Consider the following 21,680-nt stretch of genomic DNA (forward strand, 5'->3'; position numbering starts at 1 on the left):
GCGATTAATTTGATTTATGAGTGGGCCGCTTCTGTTAAGGAGCGGCTTTTTTATTGAAGCAATAATCTGATTGCTTTTTATACGTTTACATTTAAAATAACGAATGCCTTTTACAGCTGCCCACCCTGCCATTGTATTGCCTTTGAACAAGGCATTTAAAAGATACGTTTCACTTACCGCTTTAGTAATCGGGAGCATCACACCCGATTTTGAGTATTTCTTTCGTATGCAAGTCAAGTCGGTATACAGTCACACAATGGCTGGATTGCTATATTTTGATCTGCCTGTAGGGTTAGCAATATTTATGCTGTATAGTGCTTATATTAAAGATGTATTGATATCAAATCTGCCGATGTTTCTAAAGCGCCGATTTTGGTCGTTTAAAAATCATCATCTAAATGAAATGTCATCAAAGCAATGGCTTATTGTAGTTGCATCTTTAATTATCGGCGCGGCAAGTCATTTGTTTTGGGATGCATTTACTCACCCTACGGGGTGGTTTGTTGAGCATAGCGATGTTTTAATGAAAGAGACTTTAAGTGTGCCCTATTTTAAGTTGTTACAACATGCCAGCACGTTAGTTGGCTTTTCCGTTATTTTTTATAATGTGTTACAATTACGTCAAACTTCTGCTCGTTTTAACACAAACTATTCTAAATTTTGGATGGCTTATGCATTGATATTTAGCTTGATATCCTTGACAAGGATTGCTTATTTGATAATACATCAACAGCCATTAGCTATAGGATTGATGATAGTAACGTTAATATCAGCTGCGTTACTTGCCTTGCTTATTCAGTGCTTGCTAATGCGCTTTTTTTAAAATGGGACATAGCTAACAAAAAAGGGAGCAACAGCTCCCTTTTCAATTTTATTTAGCGGTAGTTTATACCGCCGTATCTCTGCGGATAATACCCAGTAGAAATGCTATAATAGCAATTACCAGTAAAGCGTGGATTAAACCTGTTGCAGTGTAAGCGAATACGCCAATTGCCCAACCAATGATCATGATCACAGCAATAATATACAATAGAGATCTCATAGTTTTTTATTTTTATAGTTAAACATAGATAGATATCAATTTAATACCATAAACTGTGCCGAAACCGTTTGTAAGCGTATTTGGTAATAAAAAAAGGCCATTAGCGCTTAGCTAACGGCCTTTTTTGCAAACACTATGGTTGTAATTACAGATTCAGCCATTTCTTTCTGACAGCCAACTGTTTTTCTGTAGCGTTGTCTGCCGGTTCAACTTTATATTTTACGCGGTTGCTTTTCAGCAGGGTAACAGGTAACATTAACTGCTTACCGTCGCGAATAACGGTCACATTTATTTTATCACCTACCTTTTTATTGGCGGTAATAGCTGCCGCATCAGTAACCGGGTTGCCGTCAGCAGCTGTAATTTCATCATTCACATTTAACCCGTCAACCCAGGCTGATGACCCGCGGCTTACGGCGGTTATTATGATGTGGTTATTCGCGGCTGAAGTAGCTATGCCTAACGCGGGTGTGTTGCTGCCGGCAAGCTCATCAGTCACTTTGTAACCGGCATAACCTAAATAAAGCGCATTGTCGGGCAATTCAACACCGGTTACATACTTTTTATAAAAATCGTCCAGGTTTTTGCCGGCAAATTTTTCGAGGCCAAGCTTAAACTCGGCATCGGTATAACCGCGCCTTTTTAACTTATAATACTCATTGTACATGTATTTCATTACATCATCCAGTGAGTATTTGCCGTTGGAGCTATTGATGATCTCCAGATCGAGCATATAGGCAATAATGGCGCCTTTGCCGTAATAGGATATAGTTGAGTTATTCGAGTTTTCATTAGGGCGGTAAAACTTGATCCAGGCATCAAAGCTCGACTCTGCCGCTGATTGTATTTTGCTACCCGGCTGATTATCGTGATTGCTCAGGCTGGTTGCCAAAGTATTTACGTGGCCATCGGCTGGCAATAAACCGGCATGGCGCATGGCCTTAGCCTCGTAATAAGCGGTAAAACCCTCGGCTATCCAAAGGTTGGTAGTATAGTTCTCGTTCTCATAATCAAACGGGCCAAGCGCTATCGGGCGCAGGCGTTTTACATTCCACAGGTGAAAATGCTCGTGCGATACCAGTTCTAAAAAACCAAGATAACCACGTTCCGTACTGTAAGCATCGCGCGAGGCGCCCAATACGGTAGAACTCAAATGCTCCAGGCCACCGCCACCACGCTGAAAATTGTGGACAATGAATACATAACGCTTATTCGGGTTTTCTCCGAATATTTTAGTGTGCTGCTCAATTACTTTTGGCATATCCACTTTAAGGCGTTCCTTGTCGTAGTTGCCGCCGCCGTACATGGCCACCTCGTAGTTTACGCTGCCCACTTTAAAACCGAAAACATCCTGCGTGCCTACTTCTATCGGCGAATCAAATAAGATATCATAGTTAGGCGCAGTCACGGTAAACTGGTCACCACCTACGGTTTCCAGGCTGGTTGATACGGTTGTCCAGCCCTTGTAAGGTACAATTTTAATGGTTGATGGCTGGTTAAGCATTCCCTGTGGGTACAGGAACAAACCTGAGGTTGACAGGAATGCGTGCGATGCATCAATGAAAGCCGTACGTACCGATATTTCATTAGCGTAAACGCGATACTTCACTTTAAGCGCGCTTATGCCGGCAGTATTTATACGCCAGGTGTTTTTATTTACTTTGCCGGCCGGTATTTCTTTGCCACCGTTCCAGGCGGTAAAGCCTTCAACGTTTTTGGCAAACTCGCGTACCAGGTATGATCCGGGTGTCCAAACCGGCATTTTGAGGTTAGTTGTTTTTTGTGCCAGTCCGCTGATGTTCATTTCAATATCAACGTAGTGCGCCTGTGCTTCAGGGAAGGTAACCGTATAGCTGATCTTGGCGACGGGTGCGGCTTCGGCCGTAATGCTCATTAAATTCAGTATTAAAAAAGTATAAACTAATGATAGAAAATTTTTCATCCGGCAATTTATAAAAAATTGCCCTCAGCAATAAAGTTTTTGTAACACAAATGAGATGTAAAATGGTTGATACATAAAACTTTTTGTAAGCCAATTGCGATTATTTTGCTGTGAGTAGTACCGGTTAAAAATGCCCGGTAACAACTTCGCTAAGCCTTTGGGGCATATTGTAAATTATGAAGATCAGATATATCATTTATACCCTGCTGGTACTGCTGGTTGGCTATTTATTGTACAACAAATTTTTTGGCGCAGGAGCGGCAAAAAAAGAAGGCGGGGCAGGTGGAGGCAAAGGAAGCCGCGGGGGCGGCCCGGTGCCGGTTAACGTGCTGCTGGCCCATGATACCACCCTTAACACCGTTATTGATATTACCGGAACCATAAGTGCTAATGAGCAGGTTAACCTGGTAGCCCAGGCATCAGGCGATGTAACGGGCATTTATTTTAACGAGGGCAGCCGTGTTAAAAAAGGACAGTTGCTGGTAAAAATTTATAACCAGGATTTGCAGGCGTCGCTGGCGCAAAATAATTACAATGTAACGTTGGCCCGCGAGAACGAAAACCGCAACCGCCAGCTTTTTGAAAAGGAAGCTATCAGCAAACAGGAGTACCAAACCTCGCTGGCATCATACAACGCGCTCAAGGCGCAAACCGATGCGATTAATGCGCAGATAAAACGTACCGAAGTACGTGCGCCATTCTCCGGTACCATTGGTTTGCGTAATATCAGTCCGGGAGGTTATATATCCCCGCAAACGCCAATAGCTACGCTGATTAATATTGATCCGGCCAAGCTCACCTTTTCGGTGCCCGAAAAATACCTGTCGTTGGTTAAAGTGGGTAACAAAGTAAAGTTCACTACCGAAAGCACTGCAAAAACATATAACGCAACCGTTTATGCTATCGAACCATCGGTTGATGTAAACTCACGTACCATAACCGTGAGGGCGCGTGCGGCTAACCCTGATAACGAGCTTACCGCAGGCAGCTTTGCTAAAATAAGCCTGGCGCTAAACCAGATACCTAAAACCTTTATGGTGCCTACCCAAAGCGTAATTCCGGATATAAAAACAAATTACGTTTTTGTGGTGGATAGCGGTATGTCGGTACAGCGTGAAGTAAAAACCGGCTTGCGTACCGATACGCAAATAGAGATTACCGAGGGCCTGAAAAACGGCGATAGCGTAATTGTATCGGGCATTATACAGTTGAGGCAGAAAGCGCCTGTTAAAGTTCAAAAGGTGGTTAAGAAATGAGTTTATCGTCAATTAGTATAAAAAGGCCGGTGCTGGCGGCCGTAATGTCGGTAACCATTGTGATATTCGGTATTGTGGGCTACCAGTATTTAGGCGTGCGCGATTTTCCTTCGGTTGATCCGCCCATTATCTCGGTATCTACCTCTTATTCTGGAGCTAACTCGGATGTTATTGAATCGCAAATTACCGAGCCGCTCGAAAAGGCTATTAACGGTGTACAGGGTATTCGTAACATCTCCTCAACCAGCTCGGTAGGATCGAGCAACATCACAGTGGAGTTTGATCTGGACGCCGACCTGGAAACCGCCGCCAACGACGTGCGCGACAAGGTATCGCAGGCGCAACGCCAGCTACCGCAGGACATTAATGCTCCGCCTGTTGTAACCAAAGCCGATGCCAATGCCGACAACATCATTACCCTGATTGTAAGCAGCAACACGCGTAACATTATGCAGATTAATGATTATGCCGAAAATGACCTTCAGGAAGCTTTACAAACCATACCCGGAGTAAGCTCTATTAACATACTCGGCCAGCGCCAGTACGCCATGCGCTTATGGATCGACCCTAACAAGCTTACTGCAATGGGGCTTGCCGCTACCGATATCAGTGCTGCCCTTGCACAGGAGAACGTGGAGCTGCCCGCCGGTAAACTGGAAGGTAATAACACCGAGGTTACCATACGCGCCATCGGCAAACTGCGCACGCAGGATGATTTTAATAACATGATCATCCGTGCCGATAGTAATAAAGTGATACGCCTGCGCGATATTGGTTACGCCATTTTAGGTTCGGCTAATGAGCAAACCGCGCTTAAAGAGGATGGCGTTCCTAAAGTAGGCCTTGGTCTGGTACCACAACCCGGAGCTAATTATGTAGAAATTGCCGACGAGTTTTACCGTCGTTTGGAGCAGATCAAAAAGGACGTGCCGCCCGATATTCAACTTAAGGTAACGATGGATAATACCAAGTTCATCAAGCAATCCATCAAAGAGGTGGAAGAGACGCTGATCCTGTCGTTCATACTGGTGGTTATCATTATCTACCTTTTCTTTCGCGACTGGCTTATCGCTTTTCGTCCGCTCATTGATATACCAGTATCATTGGTAGGTACCTTTTTTGTAATGTACACCCTTGGCTATTCCATCAATATACTTACACTGCTGGGCATTGTACTGGCAACCGGCCTGGTGGTTGATGATGGTATAGTAGTAACCGAGAATATCTTTAAAAAGATTGAAGAAGGCATGGCGGTTCGTAAAGCGGCCTTCGAGGGCTCAAAAGAAATATTGTTCGCGGTTATTTCAACTTCAATAACGCTTGCTGCAGTATTCCTCCCTATAACTTTTATGCAAGGCTTTATCGGACGGTTGTTCCGTGAGTTTGCCGTTGTGGTAGCGTGTGCAGTGTTGATATCGGCGTTTGTATCACTATCCTTAACGCCGATGTTGAGCGTGATCATGATCCGCAAGGATCAAAAAAAATCCAAATTCTACTTAAAGACAGAGCCGTTTTTTGAGAAGATGACCAGCGGATATCATGAAACGCTTGTTAATTTCATGAAGCGCAAATGGGTGGCCGTTACGATTTTAATAGCGTCGGTTGGTGTAGCTGTGTTTTTCCTCACGTCTAAAACCATTCCCTCAGAGCTGTCGCCTTTAGAAGACCGCAGCATGCTGCGCTATAACGTTACCGCAGTTGAGGGCGCTACCTATGAGTACATGACCAAGTATATGGACAAGGTGGCGCAGCTGATCACCGACTCTATCCCTGAAGCGAATGTAAACCTCGAGATCATATCCCCTTCGCGTGGCGGGGCGGGATCGGCCAACTCGGGTTTTGGCCGGATCGGTCTGGTGCTGCCTGATGAACGGGAACGATCACAGCAGGAAATCGCCGACTGGCTAAACGCCAAGCTGGCTAAAATGCCCGACGCGCGTGCTTTAGTGTCACAAGAACAAACCATAAGCGGCGGCGGTAGCGGTGCACGTAACTCGCTGCCGGTACAATACGTAATCCAGAACCAGGATTTTGAAAAGATTCGTAAGGTACTGCCCGACTTTTTTGCTGAGGTGCAGCGCAGCCCCGTTTTTCAGGGTACTGATGTTAACCTGAAATTTACCAAGCCCGAACTGCGTGTAACTACTGACCGTGACCGTGCCCGCGACCTGGGTGTCTCTGTTGCCGATATAGCGCAAACCCTGCAGCTTTATTACAGTGCCGGCCGGCTCGACTACTTTTTGATGAACGGCAAGCAGTACGAAGTAATAGCCCAGGTTGACCGTGCTAACCGCGATCAGCCGCTGGATATGAAATCCATATATGTACGTAGTGCGCGCGGCAATTTAGTGCAGTTGGATAACGTGGTAAAGGTAGCTGAGAGCTCGGCTCCGCCGGCCATGTATCACTTTAACCGTTATAAATCTGCCACGGTACAGGCGGGGCTGGCCCCGGGTAAAACCATTGGCGATGGCCTTGATGAAATGGATCGCATCGCTAAGAAATATCTTGACCCTACATTTAGTACCGCTCTTAGTGGCCCTTCAAGAGATTATGCAGAAGGCGGGTCGGGCATCCTGTTCGCGTTTGGTTTTGCGCTGGTACTTATTTACCTGGTGCTCGCCGCGCAGTTTGAAAGTTTCCTTGATCCGCTTATTGTAATGTTTACAGTGCCGATGGCGTTGGCGGGAGCTATGCTTTGCCTGTGGCTTTTCAATCAAACGTATAATATATTCGGGCAAATAGGTATCATTACCCTGGTGGGCCTGGTAACCAAAAACGGTATCCTGATAGTGGAGTTTGCCAACCAGCGTATGGAACATGGCGTATCAAAATACGAGGCCATTGTTGAGGCGGCAACCTCACGCCTGCGCCCGATATTGATGACCAGTTTGGCCGTTATTTTAGGCGTGGTACCTATTGCCTTCGCGCTGGGTGCCGGGGCAAAAAGCCGGGTTTCGTTAGGTATTGTTATTATGGGTGGCATGCTGTTCTCGCTGGTGCTCACGCTCTACGTTATACCTACCATGTACCTCATTATGGCACCTAAAAAACGCCGCGATCCTGACCATGAACCCGAAGAAGAACCCGTACATCAACCTAAACTGATAGAGAACCTGTAATGATTACGATGAAAAGATTAGGTGTTTTACTTTTATTTATATTTTGTGCAGCCCAGTTAACTGCACAGCAAGCGCCGCCTAAGCTTACGTTACAGGAGGCTGTGGAGTTGGCGCTGCAAAATAATTTCAACATTAAGCTTTCACAAAACAATGCTGCCATAGCCAAAAATAATGTGAGCGTTGGCAATGCCGGTATGCTGCCGTTTGTTACGGCCGATGTAACCTCAAGCAACAGTATACAAACCACCCGGCAAACACGTGCCGACGGCAGCGTAAACAATATTACCAATGCCCGTAATACGGGTATTACCTATGGCGTAAACCTCGACTGGACTATTTTTGATGGCTTTGCCATGTTTGCCAATTACGACCGGTTAAAGGAGCTGAACAAATTGGGCGAGCTTGGTTTGCGCGATACGGTGCAGAGCATGGTGGCAAACGTAATAACTACTTACTATAATTTAATAAGCCAGGACGCACAGATCAGGGCTTTAAATGGTGTGCTGGCAACATCGCGCACGCAGGCTCGGTACGCCAATGACAAATACCAGGTTGGTGCGGCGTCGCGGTTGGAGCTTAATACAGCACTGGTAAATGCCAATTTAGATACCGCCAATTTAATTAACCAGATACAGCAGTTCAGGTACACAAAAATCCAACTCAACCAGTTATTAATGCGCGATGTACAAACCGAATTTGTGGTTGCTGATACCATTATTGTTGATGAAAACTTGAAGCTTGCAGACATCATTAACGAAGCGCAAACCCAAAACCCGACCATACTGGCTGGGCAAATTAACAAGCGTTTAGCTGAAATAAGTTTAAGGCAGGTAAAAGCTACCCGTTACCCGCAAATTGCCGTTACATCCGGCTATACTATTAGCGATAGCCGAAACCCGGCAGGCTTTGCCAGGGTGCAAAACGCGCGTGGCTTTAACTACGGGGTTACCGCTTCGTTAAACATTTTTGATGGCTTTAATCAGTGGCGGCGCGAGCGTAACGCCAAACTGCAAATACAAAACGCCGAATTGAACTATAAGCGAACACAGCAGGAAATCGAGGCGACCATCAGCAACTTTTTTATTAGCTATGCTTCGGGGCTTGAATTAATTAAAATAGGGCAGGCCAACAAGGATTTGGCTAAGCGCAACCTGGAGCTTTCGCTCGAAAAATACCGATTGGGCAATATTACACCGCTCGAGATACGTGAAGCACAGCGCGCTTACCTGGATGCGCAATCGCGTTTTTCGGCTGCGCAGTATCAATCAAAACTGGCCGAAATAACATTAAAGCAACTGACTAACAGGATAGATATTAAATAAAAATATATAAGATGTTATTTAAAACATTAAATTTGGTTAATGTTCGCCCCGTTCAAACTATGTTTATTGATTGACGATAATTACATCGATAATTTCGTTACGACCAGAATGTTAGAGTCGGCAAGCTTTGCCGAAAAGATAGTGGTTTACCAATCGCCGGCTGAAGCTATTGACGCGCTCAGGGATGGCACGGTTAAACCGGACGTGATTTTTTTGGATATACGCATGCCTGTTATGAGCGGGTTTGAGTTTTTGCAGGAATATGATAAGCTGAATATTGATAAGGAAAATATTAAGCTGTATATGCTGTCATCATCGCTCGATCCGACGGATATCCGTAAATCAACCGATAATAAATACATCACACAATTTATTCATAAGCCGCTTACCTTCCAGGTACTCGAGGATATTTGTACATGATATTAGTTGCTGATAGCGGTTCATCAAAAACGGATTGGCTGTTGGCTATTCCGGGCAAAGAACCCAAACCATTTAAAACTGACGGATTAAACCCATATTTTTTATCGGAGAAGGAGATCGTAAAGATCATGCAGAGCCAGGCCGAAAGCCTGATTGGCTATGCCGCCGATATAAAGGAGATATACTTTTTTGGAGCCGGCTGCTCCAGTCCAGACAGGCATGAGATCGTATCGAACGCCTTAAGCCAGCTTTTTCCGGATGCTTATGTGAGTGTGGATAGCGACCTGTTAGGGTCGGCCTATGCTACCTGCGGGCACGAAAAAGGGCTTTGCTGTGTGTTGGGTACGGGCTCAAACATTTCTTTTTTTGACGGTACCGATATCCATGAAGGGCAACATGGGCTTGGCTACGTATTGGGCGATGAGGGATCCGGCACGGCGTTCGGTAAAGCGCTGATAACCGATTACCTTTACGGCAACATGCCTGCCGAAGTGCATGCGCTTTTTAAGGATACTTATAAGCTAACCAAGGCCAGCGTGATTAAGAATGTGTACCGCATGCCCAAGCCTAACTCATACCTTGCCTCATTCACCCGCTTTTTGTACAAGGTGCGTGCTTCGTATTATGCACAGGACCTGATCGGGCGGTTGTTGCAGGATTTTATCGATACCAACATAAAGCCATATCCGCAGCATCATCGTTATAAATGCCATTTTGTTGGTTCGGTAGCTTTTGTATTTGCTGATGAGCTAACCGCTTTGCTGGCTGAAAACAACATCAAAACAGGCAAAATAATCAAGCAGCCGATAAATGATCTGCTCGACTTTGTGCTTACCCGCGAGCAGGAGCAGTTGGATTGATGCGCTTCCTGAATTTCAGGTTAAATATTACATAAAATATCCCGATGACGGTTAACAGGCTTGCCCCTTTTGGCAAGTAATCACCAAAGCGAGTGTAGAAAGTAAGGTCTGAATTTAAATTAATATCCTGTTTAAGGACCGCCTGTACCCACCAGCCGCTGTGCTGCACTACATCGCCCCGCTGATTAATAAACGCGGATATACCCGTATTGGCTGAACGAGCCACCCAGCGCCTGGTTTCAATAGCTCGTAGCTTGGCATAATCCAGATGTTGATCTTTACCGGATGTGTTTTCCCACCAGCCATCATTGGTAATTATGGCGATAAATTGCGCCCCTTTTTTAACGGACTGAGCCACATACTCACCCCAGATGGATTCGTAGCATATAACCGGATCAACCCCAATGCCACTCTGCGAATAAAATACACCGGCTTCGGCCTGTTTTCCGTAACCACCTGTACTGCCGCCCAGGTGCTCAAACACCGGTTTCAGGAATGACAGGTAATCGCCAAAGGGCAATTCCTCCGCCCCGGGCACCAGTTTCGATTTATGGTAAATCTGTACCTCGGCCGAGTTCTCAATGTTTAAGGCCGTATTAAAACTATCGAAAAACAGCCTTCCGCTTGGATCCGCCGGCCGCGCGGACGTAGTTTTACGGGTGTTGTAAAGTTTATGGGTTTCGGCACCGGTTAATACGTTACCGTTACGGTATTTGCTTATAAATTGCTGCACCTGCTCAAACTGAGGGTTGTGGCGAATCGCATCTTCATCCATGTCGGCAGATAAAGCCGTTTCGGGCCATATAAAATACTCTGTATTGGGTTGCGCCAACGAATTAGACAAGTGCGTTAATATCCGTAATTGCTCGGCATGCGGTACATTTCCCGATTTTCCGTACGGATCGATATTGGGCTGTACCACTACAACATTTGAGGGATTTGGCTGCTCTTCATAGCTATAGTAACGATATAGTGAAAAAGACAACGGCAATATGAGAACTGCTGCTGCCATGGCGCTAAGTTTTAACCGCGCCTTCCCCTTCATGTTCTCCGCAAAACTTATATAGATCAGGAACAACAGGATGTTTATAGCCCATATCCAGATGGTGCCGCCATAAACGCCAGTGTATTCATACCACTGTATCCAGCTGTGCGATACGGCAAAACCGTTGCCCAGTGTCATCCAGGGAAAATTCAAATCCCAGTTTTGGTGCAGGTATTCATAGCCTATCCAAAAAATCACCAAACCGATCAATGCTTTACCTCGCGAAATTTTAAGGCGTAGCCGGTAATACATCCAACATGCCAGCGACATAAGCAGCGGTCCTAATGAGTAAGGCACCAGGCTAATGAATATAGCGGCCACCGTACCGGCATCCTTTAATGAATTGTAAACCCAATATATCGATAGGGTGTTCCATATGAAGAAACCCAAAAAGGTTGTCCAATACAGCTTTTTGCCTTTATTAACTGTTGCTGATTGAATGATATTCTCCATAGCCAGCAGCATAGGTACTAAGCCTGCAAATAACAGTAAGGTAGTGTAAGGTGTAGGGGGCCAGGCAATCCAGAGTAACAGGCCTGATAATATGGATAGAAGTATGTTTTTTTTCATTGGGATGCTACGCGTAGGTTAGCTATATTATTGATGTTTCGTTATTGCGAGGTACGAAGAAATCTCTTTAGAATATTTTGTAAGACAAATCGCTAGAGGATTGCTTCGTGCCTCGCAATGCAGTGTATATATGTTCTTATTTCCTTCTTTTCACTTCGAACTATGGCGAGAAATTCGCCCGCATTCATAGCAAAGCGACAGACATCTCCCCTACGTCGTCGATATGACAAAGAATTTCAAGTCTTCCCCATTGGGGAGGATTTAGGAGGGTATTATTCCTTCCCCTTAACACATATTACAAACTCTCCCTTTACCGGGTGCGTTTCAAAATACGTTTTTACTTCCGTTACCGTGCCTCGTACGGTTTCTTCAAACATCTTGGTCAGCTCGCGTGATACGGAGATCAGCCTGTCCTCGCCAAAATGCAGCGCCATCTCGTCAAGCGTTTTTATTAAACGATGCGGCGATTCATACAGTATAATGGTGCGCTCCTCATCCGCTAAAAATTTATAACGGGTTTGGCGGCCTTTTTTTAATGGTAAAAACCCTTCAAAGCAAAACCTGTCTGTAGGGAAGCCTGAGTTTACCAGGGCGGGCACAAAAGCCGTAGCGCCGGGCAGGCATTCAATTTCAATATCATGCTTTAAAGCCTCGCGTACCAGGTAAAACCCGGGATCAGATATAGCAGGTGTACCGGCATCCGATATGAGGGCGATGTTTTTACCCTCCTTTAAAAAACGGATGATCTCGTTTGATGACTGGTGCTCGTTATGCTGATGATGGGCGAAAACCTTTTGATGGATATCAAAATGCTTCAGCATGGGTGCCGAGGTACGGGTATCTTCGGCAAGCAGCAGGTCGGCTTCCTTTAGCACACGTAAAGCCCGGAGTGTAATATCCTCCAGGTTACCTATAGGTGTGGGCACTAAAAAAAGCTTACCTGCCATGTTTAATACGGCTTAGCCGGCTATGTTGTGGTATACGGCCTGTACGTCGTCGTCCTCTTCCAGTTTATCTACTATCTTAAGCGCATCGGCAGCTTGTTCCTCGGTTACATCAACGGTGGTAACCGGTATACGTTCCAGCTTGGCTGATTTTGTTTCGATGCCCAGCTCTTCAAGGGCTTTCTGCATCTTGCCAAAATCCTCAAAAGCAGTGTGTATAACGGCGATGTCTTTACCTTCTTCGTCAGCCTCAACAAATAAATCTTCCAGGCCGGCATCGATCAGTTCAAGCTCCAGTTCTTCGAGGTCGCGGTCGCTTGGCTCAAATGTAAATACCGATTTACGGTTGAACACAAAATCAAGCGAACCGGTTTTACCCAGGGTGCCGCCATGCTTAGTAAAGTAGCTGCGCACGTTGGCAACGGTACGATTGGTGTTATCAGTGGCGGTTTCAACCAGTATAGCGATGCCGTGCGGGGCATAACCCTCATATACCAGCTCATCATAATCCTTTTCATCGCGGCTTGAGGCGCGCTTGATAGCAGCTTCAACCCTGTCTTTAGGCATGTTTACCGCTTTGGCGTTTTGCACGGCGGTACGCAGGCGCGAGTTGGTTTCAACATTAGGGCCGCCCGCCTTAACAGCCATTACAATCTCTTTGCCTAAACGGGTAAATTGCACCGCCATTTTAGCCCAGCGCTTAAATTTTCTCTCTTTACGGAATTCAAATGCTCTTCCCATGGTATGTATAAAAAGCCTGTTGTAATACAGGAGTTTTTTGCGTGCAAATATAGTTATTTATGTGGGTTTGTTATAAACAACAAAGCCCCGGACGTAATGCCGGGGCCATGCCAAAAATTGATCAAATTAGAAACGGTATGAAACCGTAATGCGGTAGTTACGCGGCGCTTCTGTTTGCCAGTAATAGGCATTCAGCCAGCTGTAGTATGAGCCGCTGTATAAATATTTATTAGCAATGTTGTACACGTTACCGCTGATACGCATTTTGCTTCCCTCCCAAAACAGGCCGCCGTCAATTTTAAAGTAATCAGGCAGGCGCACGGTTGACGGGCTCCAGGTATCAGTAGCACGGTCAAGCAAACCAGTGAAACCAGCTGATATACCCGAACCTTTTAACGGCCCGCTTTGCAGTTTGTAATTTAACCAACCGTTGATGGTATGTTTAGAAAAGCCGGGCACAATGTCGCCAACTTTTACGGAGCCGTCTGTAACATCGCCAACGCTGGTTACTTTTGAATCGGTAAAGGCGTAGTTGGCTGTTAAGGTTAAGCCCGAAACAATCTCTCCACGCAAGTCAAACTCAAAGCCTTTGGCACGGCGCTGGCCTAAAAGCATGCTGATTGGGTTACCCGGAGTGCTGTTTGAGGTTGGCGTAGCTTCATTGTTTTTGGTGATCTGATATACGGCAGCTGTAGTATTCCACTGTCCGTCAAACCAGTCACGCTTGATACCGAACTCGATGTTGTTGCCTGTTATAGGTTTTACCGTACCGCCATTTATGAGCCTAGCACCGGCTTGTGGTACAAATGCCTGGTCATACAAACCATACACTGAAGTTTGCTTATCAACTGATACGCTTAAACCTAAACGAGGTGTTACCTTTTTTGCGTTTACGAAAGATCCGCCATAACTTTGTTTAACATAGGTGTAACGACCGGCTACAGTTAAACGAATCATGTTGTCTAAAAATCCTAACTCATCCTGCACATAAAAACCTGCATACTCCTGGGTTTGTGTGCCGCCGGCCTTCACCGCGCGTGCTTCCAGGTTTTGTGTACGGTCCCAAACCGGGAAACCGTTTGAAGGCGTGCCGTAGTTAGGATTCACGTTATCAAAAGGAGCGCTTAGCGTATCAAGCGAGTGCGATTGACCCCAATCAGCAAAATAATTTTTAGTACCCACATCAATACCACCTAAAATACGGTGACGTATAGCACCGGTAGTTATATCGCCGGTTAACGTACCGCGGGCCATGGTCATTTCGCTTTTCGCGTCCCATAAACCTACGTAACGGTAAATCTTGTCACCTTTTACAGAGTCAGGCCACATTGACGCGCCGTTTTGAGTATAGTTAAAGTATGATGCTTCTGCCGCGAAAGTCCAGTTATCACTAAGCTTATGATCTAATTTCAGGAATAAGCTATGATCATTAATATTGGTAAGCGGTAAGCCTGGCTGGTACTGAGTAAAATCAACCGGGTATTTAGCATATTCGGTACCAAACACGTAGTATGAGCCAACGTTGGTCATGCGGGCATTTTGGTAAGTATATTCGGCAGTTAATTTAGTTTTATCATCAAATTGATAAGAAACTACCGGAGCAATAACAATGCGGTTGTTTTCCTCATATGGGCGGTGTGAGCCTCTTTTTTGGGCGGCGAGATTTAAGCGGTACAAAAACTTTCCGTCTTTACTTAACTTGCCATCCAGGTCAAGCGTGCTGCGGTATAAACCAAAGCTGCCGGCGGTTAAAGTGAATTCACCTTTTTGCTGTCCCGTAGGTTTTTTAGTTACCACATTATACAAACCTGCCGGATCGCCGTTTGATACCATGAAACCTGCCGGGCCTTTAACAAATTCAATATGGTCAACAAAGCTCATATCTTCAGTTAACGGGCCCCAGTAAGAGTTTACTACGTTAAAGCCATTACGGAAAGCTTGTATTTGTGATCCACGCATGGTAATGTTGGTATACAGATCGCCCCAGTGCTCCAAACGTACGGCACCGCTCACGTTACGTATCAAACCATCGCTCATGCTGATGATCTGCTGATCGCGAAGCGCGGTATTTGAAACGATTTGTATGTTTTGAGCGGCTTCAAGTACCGGCTCATTAAGGCGTAATGATGACGAAGGATTATCAATTTTAAGCTTGTTGTTCTTTTCCTTGATCTCCACCTCTTGCAGTTGCGCATTATTAATATCAAGCACAAAATTTTCAATAGTGTTTTCACCTGCTTTAATAACAACTTCTTTTTCTTGCTTGCCCAGGTTAATGGCCGAAACTATGATGGTATAGGTGCCCGCTTTTAAGCGGCCGATGCGGTATTGGCCCCTGTCGTTAGTCATGCTGCCGTTCCCGTGGTCTTTAACACCAACGGATACGTAAACGGCCGGGCTCCCGTCGCGGGTGGTTACCGTTCCGCTTACACTGCCAAACTGCTGCTGGCCGTATGCCGTAGCAAATGCAAGTAATATTGTAAAAAGGGTAAAAAGTTTTTTCATTTTATTTGGAATAAGTCTAAATCAGCCGCAAAGAAAGTAAATATCATAGAATTGTCAATGATTATTTAGAAATAATCTAAATAAAACAAAGGGCTGAGCGAATAATATTTTTTAAACCAAATGATAATCAGGTAGTCATAAACGTTATTCTGTTAGCAGATACCTTTATGAAAACAATAACGAGATATGCTGCCGGTATAATTGCCGCTTTATTTATAATGCCTTTGTCGGCATTTTTTAATGTAGGCGGTGCTGGCAGGTACGAGCTGCATTTTCCCGATGCCGCCGCCCACCTTACCAAAAAGGAGGCCGCCGCGCACTTGCTAAGCAGGTTTTCATACGGGGCAACGCCCGGCCAGATTGAGCATGTGGCAAATCAAGGCCTTGAAAACTGGTTTGCTGCACAATTAGACGCTAAACAACCCGACGACTCCTTGTCGAGCTTATTAAACAGCTATGATGCCTTGAAACTGAGCAATGCGGAAGTGTTAAAAGAATACCCAAAAAACGGACAGGTACTCCGTATGGCGGTTAAAGACGGCGCCCTTAATAAAGATTCGGTGAAAACAGACCGTAAAGGTTACCGTGACTCGCTCGCCGCTTATATGGAAAAGAACGGCCTGAAACCTGAGCGGGAACTTTTCAGGCAATTTATCAACCAAAAGGTGCTACGGGCAGCTTATACCAATAACCAGTTGCAGGAGGTAATGACCTCGTTCTGGTTCAATCATTTTAATGTATCTATAACTAAAGGCAATTGCGCACAGTTTGTTCCCGCTTATGAGCGCGATGTGATAAGGCCAAATGCATTGGGCAATTTTGGTGATTTGCTGCTGGAAACAGCCAAGGCCCCGGCCATGCTCTATTACCTGGATAATTTCAGCAGTGTGGGCGAAAAAGCGCCGCGCATGACCAACCAACGCCCAAAGCGTATGAGTACCGACACTGCTATGATGGCTGTCCCCGTCAAGAAAAAAAGCAACCGTGGCCTTAACGAAAACTACGCCCGCGAGGTGATGGAACTGCATACGCTTGGCGTTGATGGTGGCTACACACAGAAGGACGTTACCGAGGCTGCCCGCATACTCACCGGGTGGACTATTTATCCGTTTGGAAAATACGGTGGTCAGGCTAAAAACGCACTTACTAATTTAAGTGAAGAACAGTTACAAAAACGCGGTTTTGTACACGAGGGCGATTTTTTGTTTGCTGCCAATAAACACGATGATGCCGCGAAGGTAGTTTTAGGTAAAAAATTTAATGCCGGTGGTGGTTATGAGGAAGGCGTTGAACTGCTGGATATGCTGGCACATCATCCGTCGACTGCGAAATTTATTTCGCGCAAACTGGCGGTACGTTTTGTAAGCGACAATCCGCCGCAAACGTTGATCGATAAAATGGCCAAAACATTTCAGTCATCCAACGGAAACATAAAACAGGTGCTGATCACCATGGTGAACGCGCCCGAATTTTGGGCGAAGAATGCGGTAAGGGAAAAAACAAAATCGCCTTTTGAACTGGCCATAGGCGCGGTGCGCGGGATTAATGCAACGGTTACCCAGCCTTACCAGTTGTATAACTGGATAAATAAAATGGGCGAAAAGGTATATTACTACCAGGCACCAACCGGTTTTCCGGACAAGGGGCAATTCTGGATAAACACCGGCTCATTATTGAGCCGCATGAATTTCGGGCTGGCTTTAACATCGGGCAGAATACCGGGTGTGAAGGTTAATTTAAAAGCTTTAAATAATAACCATGAGCCGGAAAGCGCTAAAGCTGCACTGGCCACTTATTGTAAATTGATACTGCCGGAGCGCGACCCGGCCGCAACTATCAAACGGCTTACACCGCTGTTAAATGATCCGCAACTGGTAACCAAAGTTAGCAATGCTTCGGCTAAGGTTGCACCAAAAACTACGGACGCTATTACCGGGGCGGATAGTACCATTCGCCGCGAAACAAAAAAACAAAGTCAGGCTGCAATGCAGGCGGGCAATGGCAACAGTGCTATGCTGGCACAGGTTGCAGGCATCATCATAGGTTCGCCGGAATACCAGCGGCGATAGTTAAGGAGAAAAACCATGTTAACACGCAGAGGATTTTTAAAAGCAGGTGGCCTGTCGTTATTCGGCATCGGGCTGATGGGCGGCATACCGGCATTTATAGCAGAAGCTGCCGCCGGCGAAAAACAGTCGCGGTTGTACAAAGGCAAAAAAGTATTGGTATGTATATTTCAGCGAGGCGCGATGGATGGACTAATGGCCGTTACGCCGTTTACTGATACCTACCTGCAAAAAGCAAGGCCAAACCTGTTTATGTCTGCAGCTAAAAGTGGCGGCAACGGTTCTCTTATTGATCTGGACGGACGCTTTGGCCTGCATCCGGCCATGAAGAGTTTTGAACGCGCTTTTGCGGATAAACAGCTGGCTATTGTGCATGGTATAGGCTCGCCTAACACCACCCGCTCGCATTTTGATGCGCAGGATTATATGGAATCGGGCACGCCATTCAGTAAAAGCACCTCAAGCGGTTGGCTTAACCGTGCCGCGGGCCTGCTGGGGCATGATGCCGCCACGCCCTTTACCGCGGTGAGCCTTACCTCTGCTATGCCACGTTCCTTTTATGGGGATAACCCGGCCTTAGCCATCAGCAGCCTGCAAGATTTTGCAATACAGATGCGTGGCAACCCGGCAGGTGCTAACCTGGCAGCAAAAAGCTTTGAGGATCTGTACGATCAAACCGCATCGGGCTTGCTGCAGCAAACCGGGCGCGAAAGTTTTGAGGCGGTTAAAATGCTTCAAAAAACCAATGTAAAGAATTACAAACCGGCAAACGGCGTGGTTTATCCCACCTCGGCATTAGGTAGCTCATTAAAACAAATCGCGCAGCTCATCAAGATGAATGTAGGGTTAGAGATTGCCTTTGCTGAATCAAACGGATGGGATACCCACTTTAACCAGGGCACAGTCAACGGTATTTTCGCCCGTAATGTAACCGACCTGAGCGAAAGCATTATGGCTTTTTGGCATGACCTGGGCGCTTTGCAGGATGATGTAGTGATAATGAGCATGACCGAGTTTGGCCGTACCGTGCATCAGAATGGTACCGGTGGTACCGATCATGGCCGTGCATCATGCAACTTTATTTTAGGCAACGATGTGGCCGGTGGCAAAGTGCACGGCAAGGTAGATACCCTGGCGGTTGAAAACCTGGAAGATGGGCGAGACCTTGCCGTTACTACCGATTTCCGCAACGTGTTCAGCGAGGTTGCTGATAAGCATCTGCTGTTAAAGAATGACAAAATATTATTCCCGGATTGGAAAGGCAGCCGCATTGGGGTGATGAATGCTTAAGCAATTTCATCACCCTGACAGATTTATTTTTTCGCAAAACCCGCCGCTAAGGCATTAAGCTGTGCAGGGCTCAATGTTTTGTTACCATTGCTGATAACCACACGATATTTAAACTTTACCGATTCGCCTTTTTTAAGCGCCAGTTTCTTCTCTGACTTCCCGTTGGTAAACACCTTTTCGCCAAGCGGGTTGGCGGCGAATAAACCATAGCCGCGGGCATGCCAAAAGGTAGGGTAGTTCACGTTTTTAGGGTGATCGATAATTGATACGCTTACTGAATCGGTGCCGATTCGGCCAAACATTTTGCACCATGCTGCCCGGGTGCTCCAGGCGGTATCGCCGGTTTTACCTTCACTGGTAAGGTAGTTGCCACCGGCTATTTTATCCGTGCCACCTTTTACAACAGTTTCAATGCCCTTGTCATCGGTAAACTTTTGGTCTTCGTTGGTTGGCATCTGCAATTCATGCGCTACGCGCAAACCCAGTAAGCCATCCTTAGCATCTCTAAAAGTAGCATTCTGCACGGCTTTTAAGGTGGTGGAACGATCAATTATACGTTGGTTAGCCGTACCGCTAAACTCAAAACGGGTAATTTCTTCCAATATTACTTCTTTAGCCTGACTGGTCCAGTTGGCATGATATTCCAGCACACCGGTTTTGCCGCTTTGTGTTTTGATGATCTTATCGGTACGGATCCACCCGTATTGGTTTTTTCGTGAAGCCGGGATCGCATAGCTATTATTCCAGAAATCAAGCCCGTTCAAATTCTCAAAATTAAACCATAGCCCGATATGATGCGGGTGATCGGTTGGGTCACCCTCGCGCTTATCCAGTGGAAAGCTGCGTGTTACCACCAATCCGTCGGCAGTACGCAGGGGGTAAAGCACCGGTTTCTCCAGCGTATCCGGATATAAAAAGCTGGTGAACAGTTTCCCGTCAATTTTAATATCCACTTTTTTTTGTGATGGCGAGGGCACAACGCTCACCTGCTGCGCAAACGCGCTTGCTGATAAGAGCGCCGTGCAAATGCTCAATCCGGCTATTTTTATCGCTTTCATGCCTGTGGGGTTAGTATTTAAATACTTTGCCATTGGCCATAACCTCCTGCTTATCCTCATCAAAAGTAGCCCTTGAGCCGGTGTGAGCGGCGGCGGTGGTCATGATGTTTGCTATGGAGTGGCTGTAACCCGCCTCAACCGGCGCGTTTGGCTGCTTGCGGCTGCGTACACACTCCATCCAGTTACGGATGTGGTTTGAGGTAAGCACATCGCCTCCGGTATTGGCTGATGCCACCACCTTTTCGCTGCTTTTCAGGTCCATATCGGGCAGCAAATTAGCTTTCATCCCCATAGCCGCGGCCATCTTTTCGGTTAAGCCGCCTTTTGGTGATATTTTGTTGGTGATAAGGTTAAGCTCACCGCCGTTTGAGTAATAAATTTCGGCCGGATTTTCGTCACCATTATGCATACGCGAACCAAAGGTTACCTGGAAACCTTTGCTCATATCATCCAGCGGACCATAGTCAAATGCCGCCATAAGCGTATCCCAATTGCGGCGGCCATCCTTCCATTGGTAAATACCACCGTTGGCTACCACGCTGCGCGGGTGCTTTAAGCCGGTAAACCAGTGCACGGTATCAATCTGGTGGCTCATCCACTGCCCGGGCAAACCTGACGAGTATGGCCAGAACAGGCGATATTCCAGATATTTGCGCGGATCAAAAGCCTCATAAGGGCGATTCATGATAAAGCGCTTCCAATCTGTATCCGATTCCTTTAACTGGCTCAACAGTTCAGGGCGGCGCCAGCGGCCGGGCTGGTTCACATTCCAGGTAAGCTCTACCATGGTGATCGGCCCGAACTTGCCCGAGCGGATAAACTCGTTTGCCGCATGGTAATTGGTGCCGCTGCGGCGCTGAGAGCCTATTTGTACTATCTTGCCTGTTTCCTTAACCGCTTTAAGGGCGGCACGGTTATCCTCCATCGTTTCGGCAAAGGGCTTTTCTACATAAGCATCACACCCGGCTTGTACGGCCTCAATGGTATGGCGGGCGTGCTGAAAATCGGCCGTGCTGATAAATACCGCGTCAACCACTTTGGCATTATACATCTCCTCGTTGTTGCGGTAGGCCTTTACATCGTTCTGCATTTTTTGCTTCCAGATGGCGGCACCTTCATCACGCCGTTTGTTCCAGATGTCTGACACAGCAACTACCTCAAAGTTAAGCTCCTTATAGTGGTTCATGAAAGCCGGAATGTGCGAACTGCGGTGCCTGTCGGCAAAGCCAACCACGCCCACGCGAACACGGTCATTAGCGCCGATAATGCGTTTGTAGCTCTTGGCAGACCATGCCGTGTTACTAAGTAAGATGCCGGTACCGGCCACTGACGCCTGCCTGATAAAGTTACGACGGGATTTTTCCATAGGTTAAGGATCAAGTAAAAGGTAAAATTGGTTTAACGGCTACGAAAGACAGGAGCCGCTCTTTTCAAATATCAGTTAAATTAGTAAAAAAGCCATAACCGCTATAAAAATATTACATGATGGGTTAATTA

The 21,680-nt window shown here is 46.3% G+C and carries 16 protein-coding genes; 8 read left to right on the plus strand and 8 right to left on the minus strand.

What is annotated here, in order from left to right:
• Positions 1–103: 103 nt before the first annotated feature.
• Positions 104–823 (plus strand): DUF4184 family protein, encoded by a 720-nt coding sequence (locus ABD960_RS19775; protein ID WP_345334035.1) that lies wholly within the window; start codon positions 104–106, stop codon positions 821–823.
• A 63-nt stretch (positions 824–886) separates the two neighbouring features.
• Here the strand turns inward: ABD960_RS19775 and ABD960_RS19780 are convergent, their stop codons facing one another.
• Both ABD960_RS19780 and ABD960_RS19785 read right to left on the minus strand, forming a co-directional pair.
• A complete protein-coding gene (locus ABD960_RS19780) occupies positions 887–1,042 on the minus strand; it encodes a lmo0937 family membrane protein (RefSeq protein WP_345334037.1) in 156 nt (51 codons plus the stop codon).
• Between the two features lie 145 nt (positions 1,043–1,187).
• Positions 1,188–2,984, minus strand: a complete 1,797-nt coding sequence (locus ABD960_RS19785) for a M61 family metallopeptidase (RefSeq protein WP_345334040.1) — start codon at positions 2,982–2,984, stop codon at positions 1,188–1,190.
• Positions 2,985–3,160: 176 nt separating this feature from the next.
• Here ABD960_RS19785 and ABD960_RS19790 point away from each other — a divergent pair, with 176 nt between their 5' ends.
• From ABD960_RS19790 to ABD960_RS19810, 5 genes are read left to right on the plus strand one after another with little or no spacing between them, the layout of a single operon-like run.
• On the plus strand, positions 3,161–4,240 hold the full coding sequence (locus ABD960_RS19790) for an efflux RND transporter periplasmic adaptor subunit (RefSeq protein ID WP_345334042.1): 1,080 nt from the start codon (positions 3,161–3,163) through the stop codon (positions 4,238–4,240).
• Positions 4,237–7,362: an efflux RND transporter permease subunit gene (locus ABD960_RS19795; protein WP_345334044.1), complete on the plus strand. Its 3,126-nt coding sequence runs from the start codon at positions 4,237–4,239 to the stop codon at positions 7,360–7,362. Before ABD960_RS19790 ends, ABD960_RS19795 begins: the two co-directional genes overlap by 4 nt.
• Positions 7,363–7,370: 8 nt before the next feature.
• Positions 7,371–8,684, plus strand: a complete 1,314-nt coding sequence (locus ABD960_RS19800; RefSeq protein WP_345334046.1) for a TolC family protein — start codon at positions 7,371–7,373, stop codon at positions 8,682–8,684.
• Positions 8,685–8,723: 39 nt separating this feature from the next.
• Entirely contained in the window at positions 8,724–9,104 is a 381-nt protein-coding gene (locus tag ABD960_RS19805) for a response regulator (protein ID WP_345334048.1), read from the plus strand.
• Positions 9,101–9,964, plus strand: coding sequence for an N-acetylglucosamine kinase (locus ABD960_RS19810; RefSeq protein WP_345334050.1), 864 nt, complete (start codon positions 9,101–9,103; stop codon positions 9,962–9,964). The genes ABD960_RS19805 and ABD960_RS19810 overlap by 4 nt, the downstream gene beginning before the upstream one ends.
• Here ABD960_RS19810 and lnt read toward each other — a convergent pair.
• The 4 genes from lnt to ABD960_RS19830 all read right to left on the minus strand — a co-directional run bounded on the left by lnt (position 9,936) and on the right by ABD960_RS19830 (position 15,769).
• Positions 9,936–11,579 carry an apolipoprotein N-acyltransferase gene (gene lnt, locus ABD960_RS19815; protein WP_345334052.1) on the minus strand — a complete coding sequence of 548 codons (1,644 nt, stop codon included), beginning with the start codon at positions 11,577–11,579 and terminating at the stop codon, positions 9,936–9,938. The genes ABD960_RS19810 and lnt overlap by 29 nt on opposite strands.
• A 272-nt stretch (positions 11,580–11,851) precedes the next feature.
• Entirely contained in the window at positions 11,852–12,526 is a 675-nt protein-coding gene (gene rsmI, locus ABD960_RS19820) for a 16S rRNA (cytidine(1402)-2'-O)-methyltransferase (RefSeq protein ID WP_345334054.1), read from the minus strand.
• A gap of 12 nt (positions 12,527–12,538) precedes the next feature.
• Positions 12,539–13,264, minus strand: a complete 726-nt coding sequence (locus ABD960_RS19825) for a YebC/PmpR family DNA-binding transcriptional regulator (RefSeq protein WP_345334056.1) — start codon at positions 13,262–13,264, stop codon at positions 12,539–12,541.
• A gap of 126 nt (positions 13,265–13,390) precedes the next feature.
• The gene (locus tag ABD960_RS19830) at positions 13,391–15,769 is read right to left on the minus strand and encodes a TonB-dependent siderophore receptor (RefSeq protein ID WP_345334058.1); all 2,379 of its coding nucleotides are present in this window, start codon (positions 15,767–15,769) and stop codon (positions 13,391–13,393) included.
• 167 nt (positions 15,770–15,936) lie between these two features.
• Between ABD960_RS19830 and ABD960_RS19835 the strand changes: the two genes are divergently transcribed.
• Both ABD960_RS19835 and ABD960_RS19840 read left to right on the plus strand, forming a co-directional pair.
• Entirely contained in the window at positions 15,937–17,838 is a 1,902-nt protein-coding gene (locus ABD960_RS19835; RefSeq protein ID WP_345334060.1) for a DUF1800 domain-containing protein, read from the plus strand.
• 15 nt (positions 17,839–17,853) lie between these two features.
• Positions 17,854–19,125 carry a DUF1501 domain-containing protein gene (locus tag ABD960_RS19840; RefSeq protein ID WP_345334062.1) on the plus strand — a complete coding sequence of 424 codons (1,272 nt, stop codon included), beginning with the start codon at positions 17,854–17,856 and terminating at the stop codon, positions 19,123–19,125.
• Positions 19,126–19,148: 23 nt separating this feature from the next.
• On the opposite strand, the gene ABD960_RS19845 is transcribed toward ABD960_RS19840, so the two are convergent.
• On the minus strand, positions 19,149–20,216 hold the full coding sequence (locus ABD960_RS19845; RefSeq protein ID WP_345334064.1) for a DUF6807 domain-containing protein: 1,068 nt from the start codon (positions 20,214–20,216) through the stop codon (positions 19,149–19,151).
• Positions 20,194–21,549 carry a Gfo/Idh/MocA family protein gene (locus ABD960_RS19850; protein WP_345334066.1) on the minus strand — a complete coding sequence of 452 codons (1,356 nt, stop codon included), beginning with the start codon at positions 21,547–21,549 and terminating at the stop codon, positions 20,194–20,196. The genes ABD960_RS19845 and ABD960_RS19850 overlap by 23 nt, the downstream gene beginning before the upstream one ends.
• Between the last annotated feature and the right edge of the window lie 131 nt (positions 21,550–21,680).

The organism is Mucilaginibacter defluvii, assembly GCF_039543225.1.
Classification (GTDB): domain Bacteria; phylum Bacteroidota; class Bacteroidia; order Sphingobacteriales; family Sphingobacteriaceae; genus Mucilaginibacter; species Mucilaginibacter defluvii.

Bases quoted from the DNA above. Each gene is read 5' to 3' on its own strand.
- ABD960_RS19775 (WP_345334035.1), top strand. From the start codon at position 104: ATGCCTTTTACAGCTGCCCACCCTGCCATTGTATTGCCTTTGAACAAG.
- ABD960_RS19780 (WP_345334037.1), bottom strand. From the start codon at position 1,042: ATGAGATCTCTATTGTATATTATTGCTGTGATCATGATCATTGGTTGG.
- ABD960_RS19785 (WP_345334040.1), bottom strand. From the start codon at position 2,984: ATGAAAAATTTTCTATCATTAGTTTATACTTTTTTAATACTGAATTTA.
- ABD960_RS19790 (WP_345334042.1), top strand. From the start codon at position 3,161: ATGAAGATCAGATATATCATTTATACCCTGCTGGTACTGCTGGTTGGC.
- ABD960_RS19795 (WP_345334044.1), top strand. From the start codon at position 4,237: ATGAGTTTATCGTCAATTAGTATAAAAAGGCCGGTGCTGGCGGCCGTA.
- ABD960_RS19800 (WP_345334046.1), top strand. From the start codon at position 7,371: ATGAAAAGATTAGGTGTTTTACTTTTATTTATATTTTGTGCAGCCCAG.
- ABD960_RS19805 (WP_345334048.1), top strand. From the start codon at position 8,724: ATGTTCGCCCCGTTCAAACTATGTTTATTGATTGACGATAATTACATC.
- ABD960_RS19810 (WP_345334050.1), top strand. From the start codon at position 9,101: ATGATATTAGTTGCTGATAGCGGTTCATCAAAAACGGATTGGCTGTTG.
- lnt (WP_345334052.1), bottom strand. From the start codon at position 11,579: ATGAAAAAAAACATACTTCTATCCATATTATCAGGCCTGTTACTCTGG.
- rsmI (WP_345334054.1), bottom strand. From the start codon at position 12,526: ATGGCAGGTAAGCTTTTTTTAGTGCCCACACCTATAGGTAACCTGGAG.
- ABD960_RS19825 (WP_345334056.1), bottom strand. From the start codon at position 13,264: ATGGGAAGAGCATTTGAATTCCGTAAAGAGAGAAAATTTAAGCGCTGG.
- ABD960_RS19830 (WP_345334058.1), bottom strand. From the start codon at position 15,769: ATGAAAAAACTTTTTACCCTTTTTACAATATTACTTGCATTTGCTACG.
- ABD960_RS19835 (WP_345334060.1), top strand. From the start codon at position 15,937: ATGAAAACAATAACGAGATATGCTGCCGGTATAATTGCCGCTTTATTT.
- ABD960_RS19840 (WP_345334062.1), top strand. From the start codon at position 17,854: ATGTTAACACGCAGAGGATTTTTAAAAGCAGGTGGCCTGTCGTTATTC.
- ABD960_RS19845 (WP_345334064.1), bottom strand. From the start codon at position 20,216: ATGGCAAAGTATTTAAATACTAACCCCACAGGCATGAAAGCGATAAAA.
- ABD960_RS19850 (WP_345334066.1), bottom strand. From the start codon at position 21,549: ATGGAAAAATCCCGTCGTAACTTTATCAGGCAGGCGTCAGTGGCCGGT.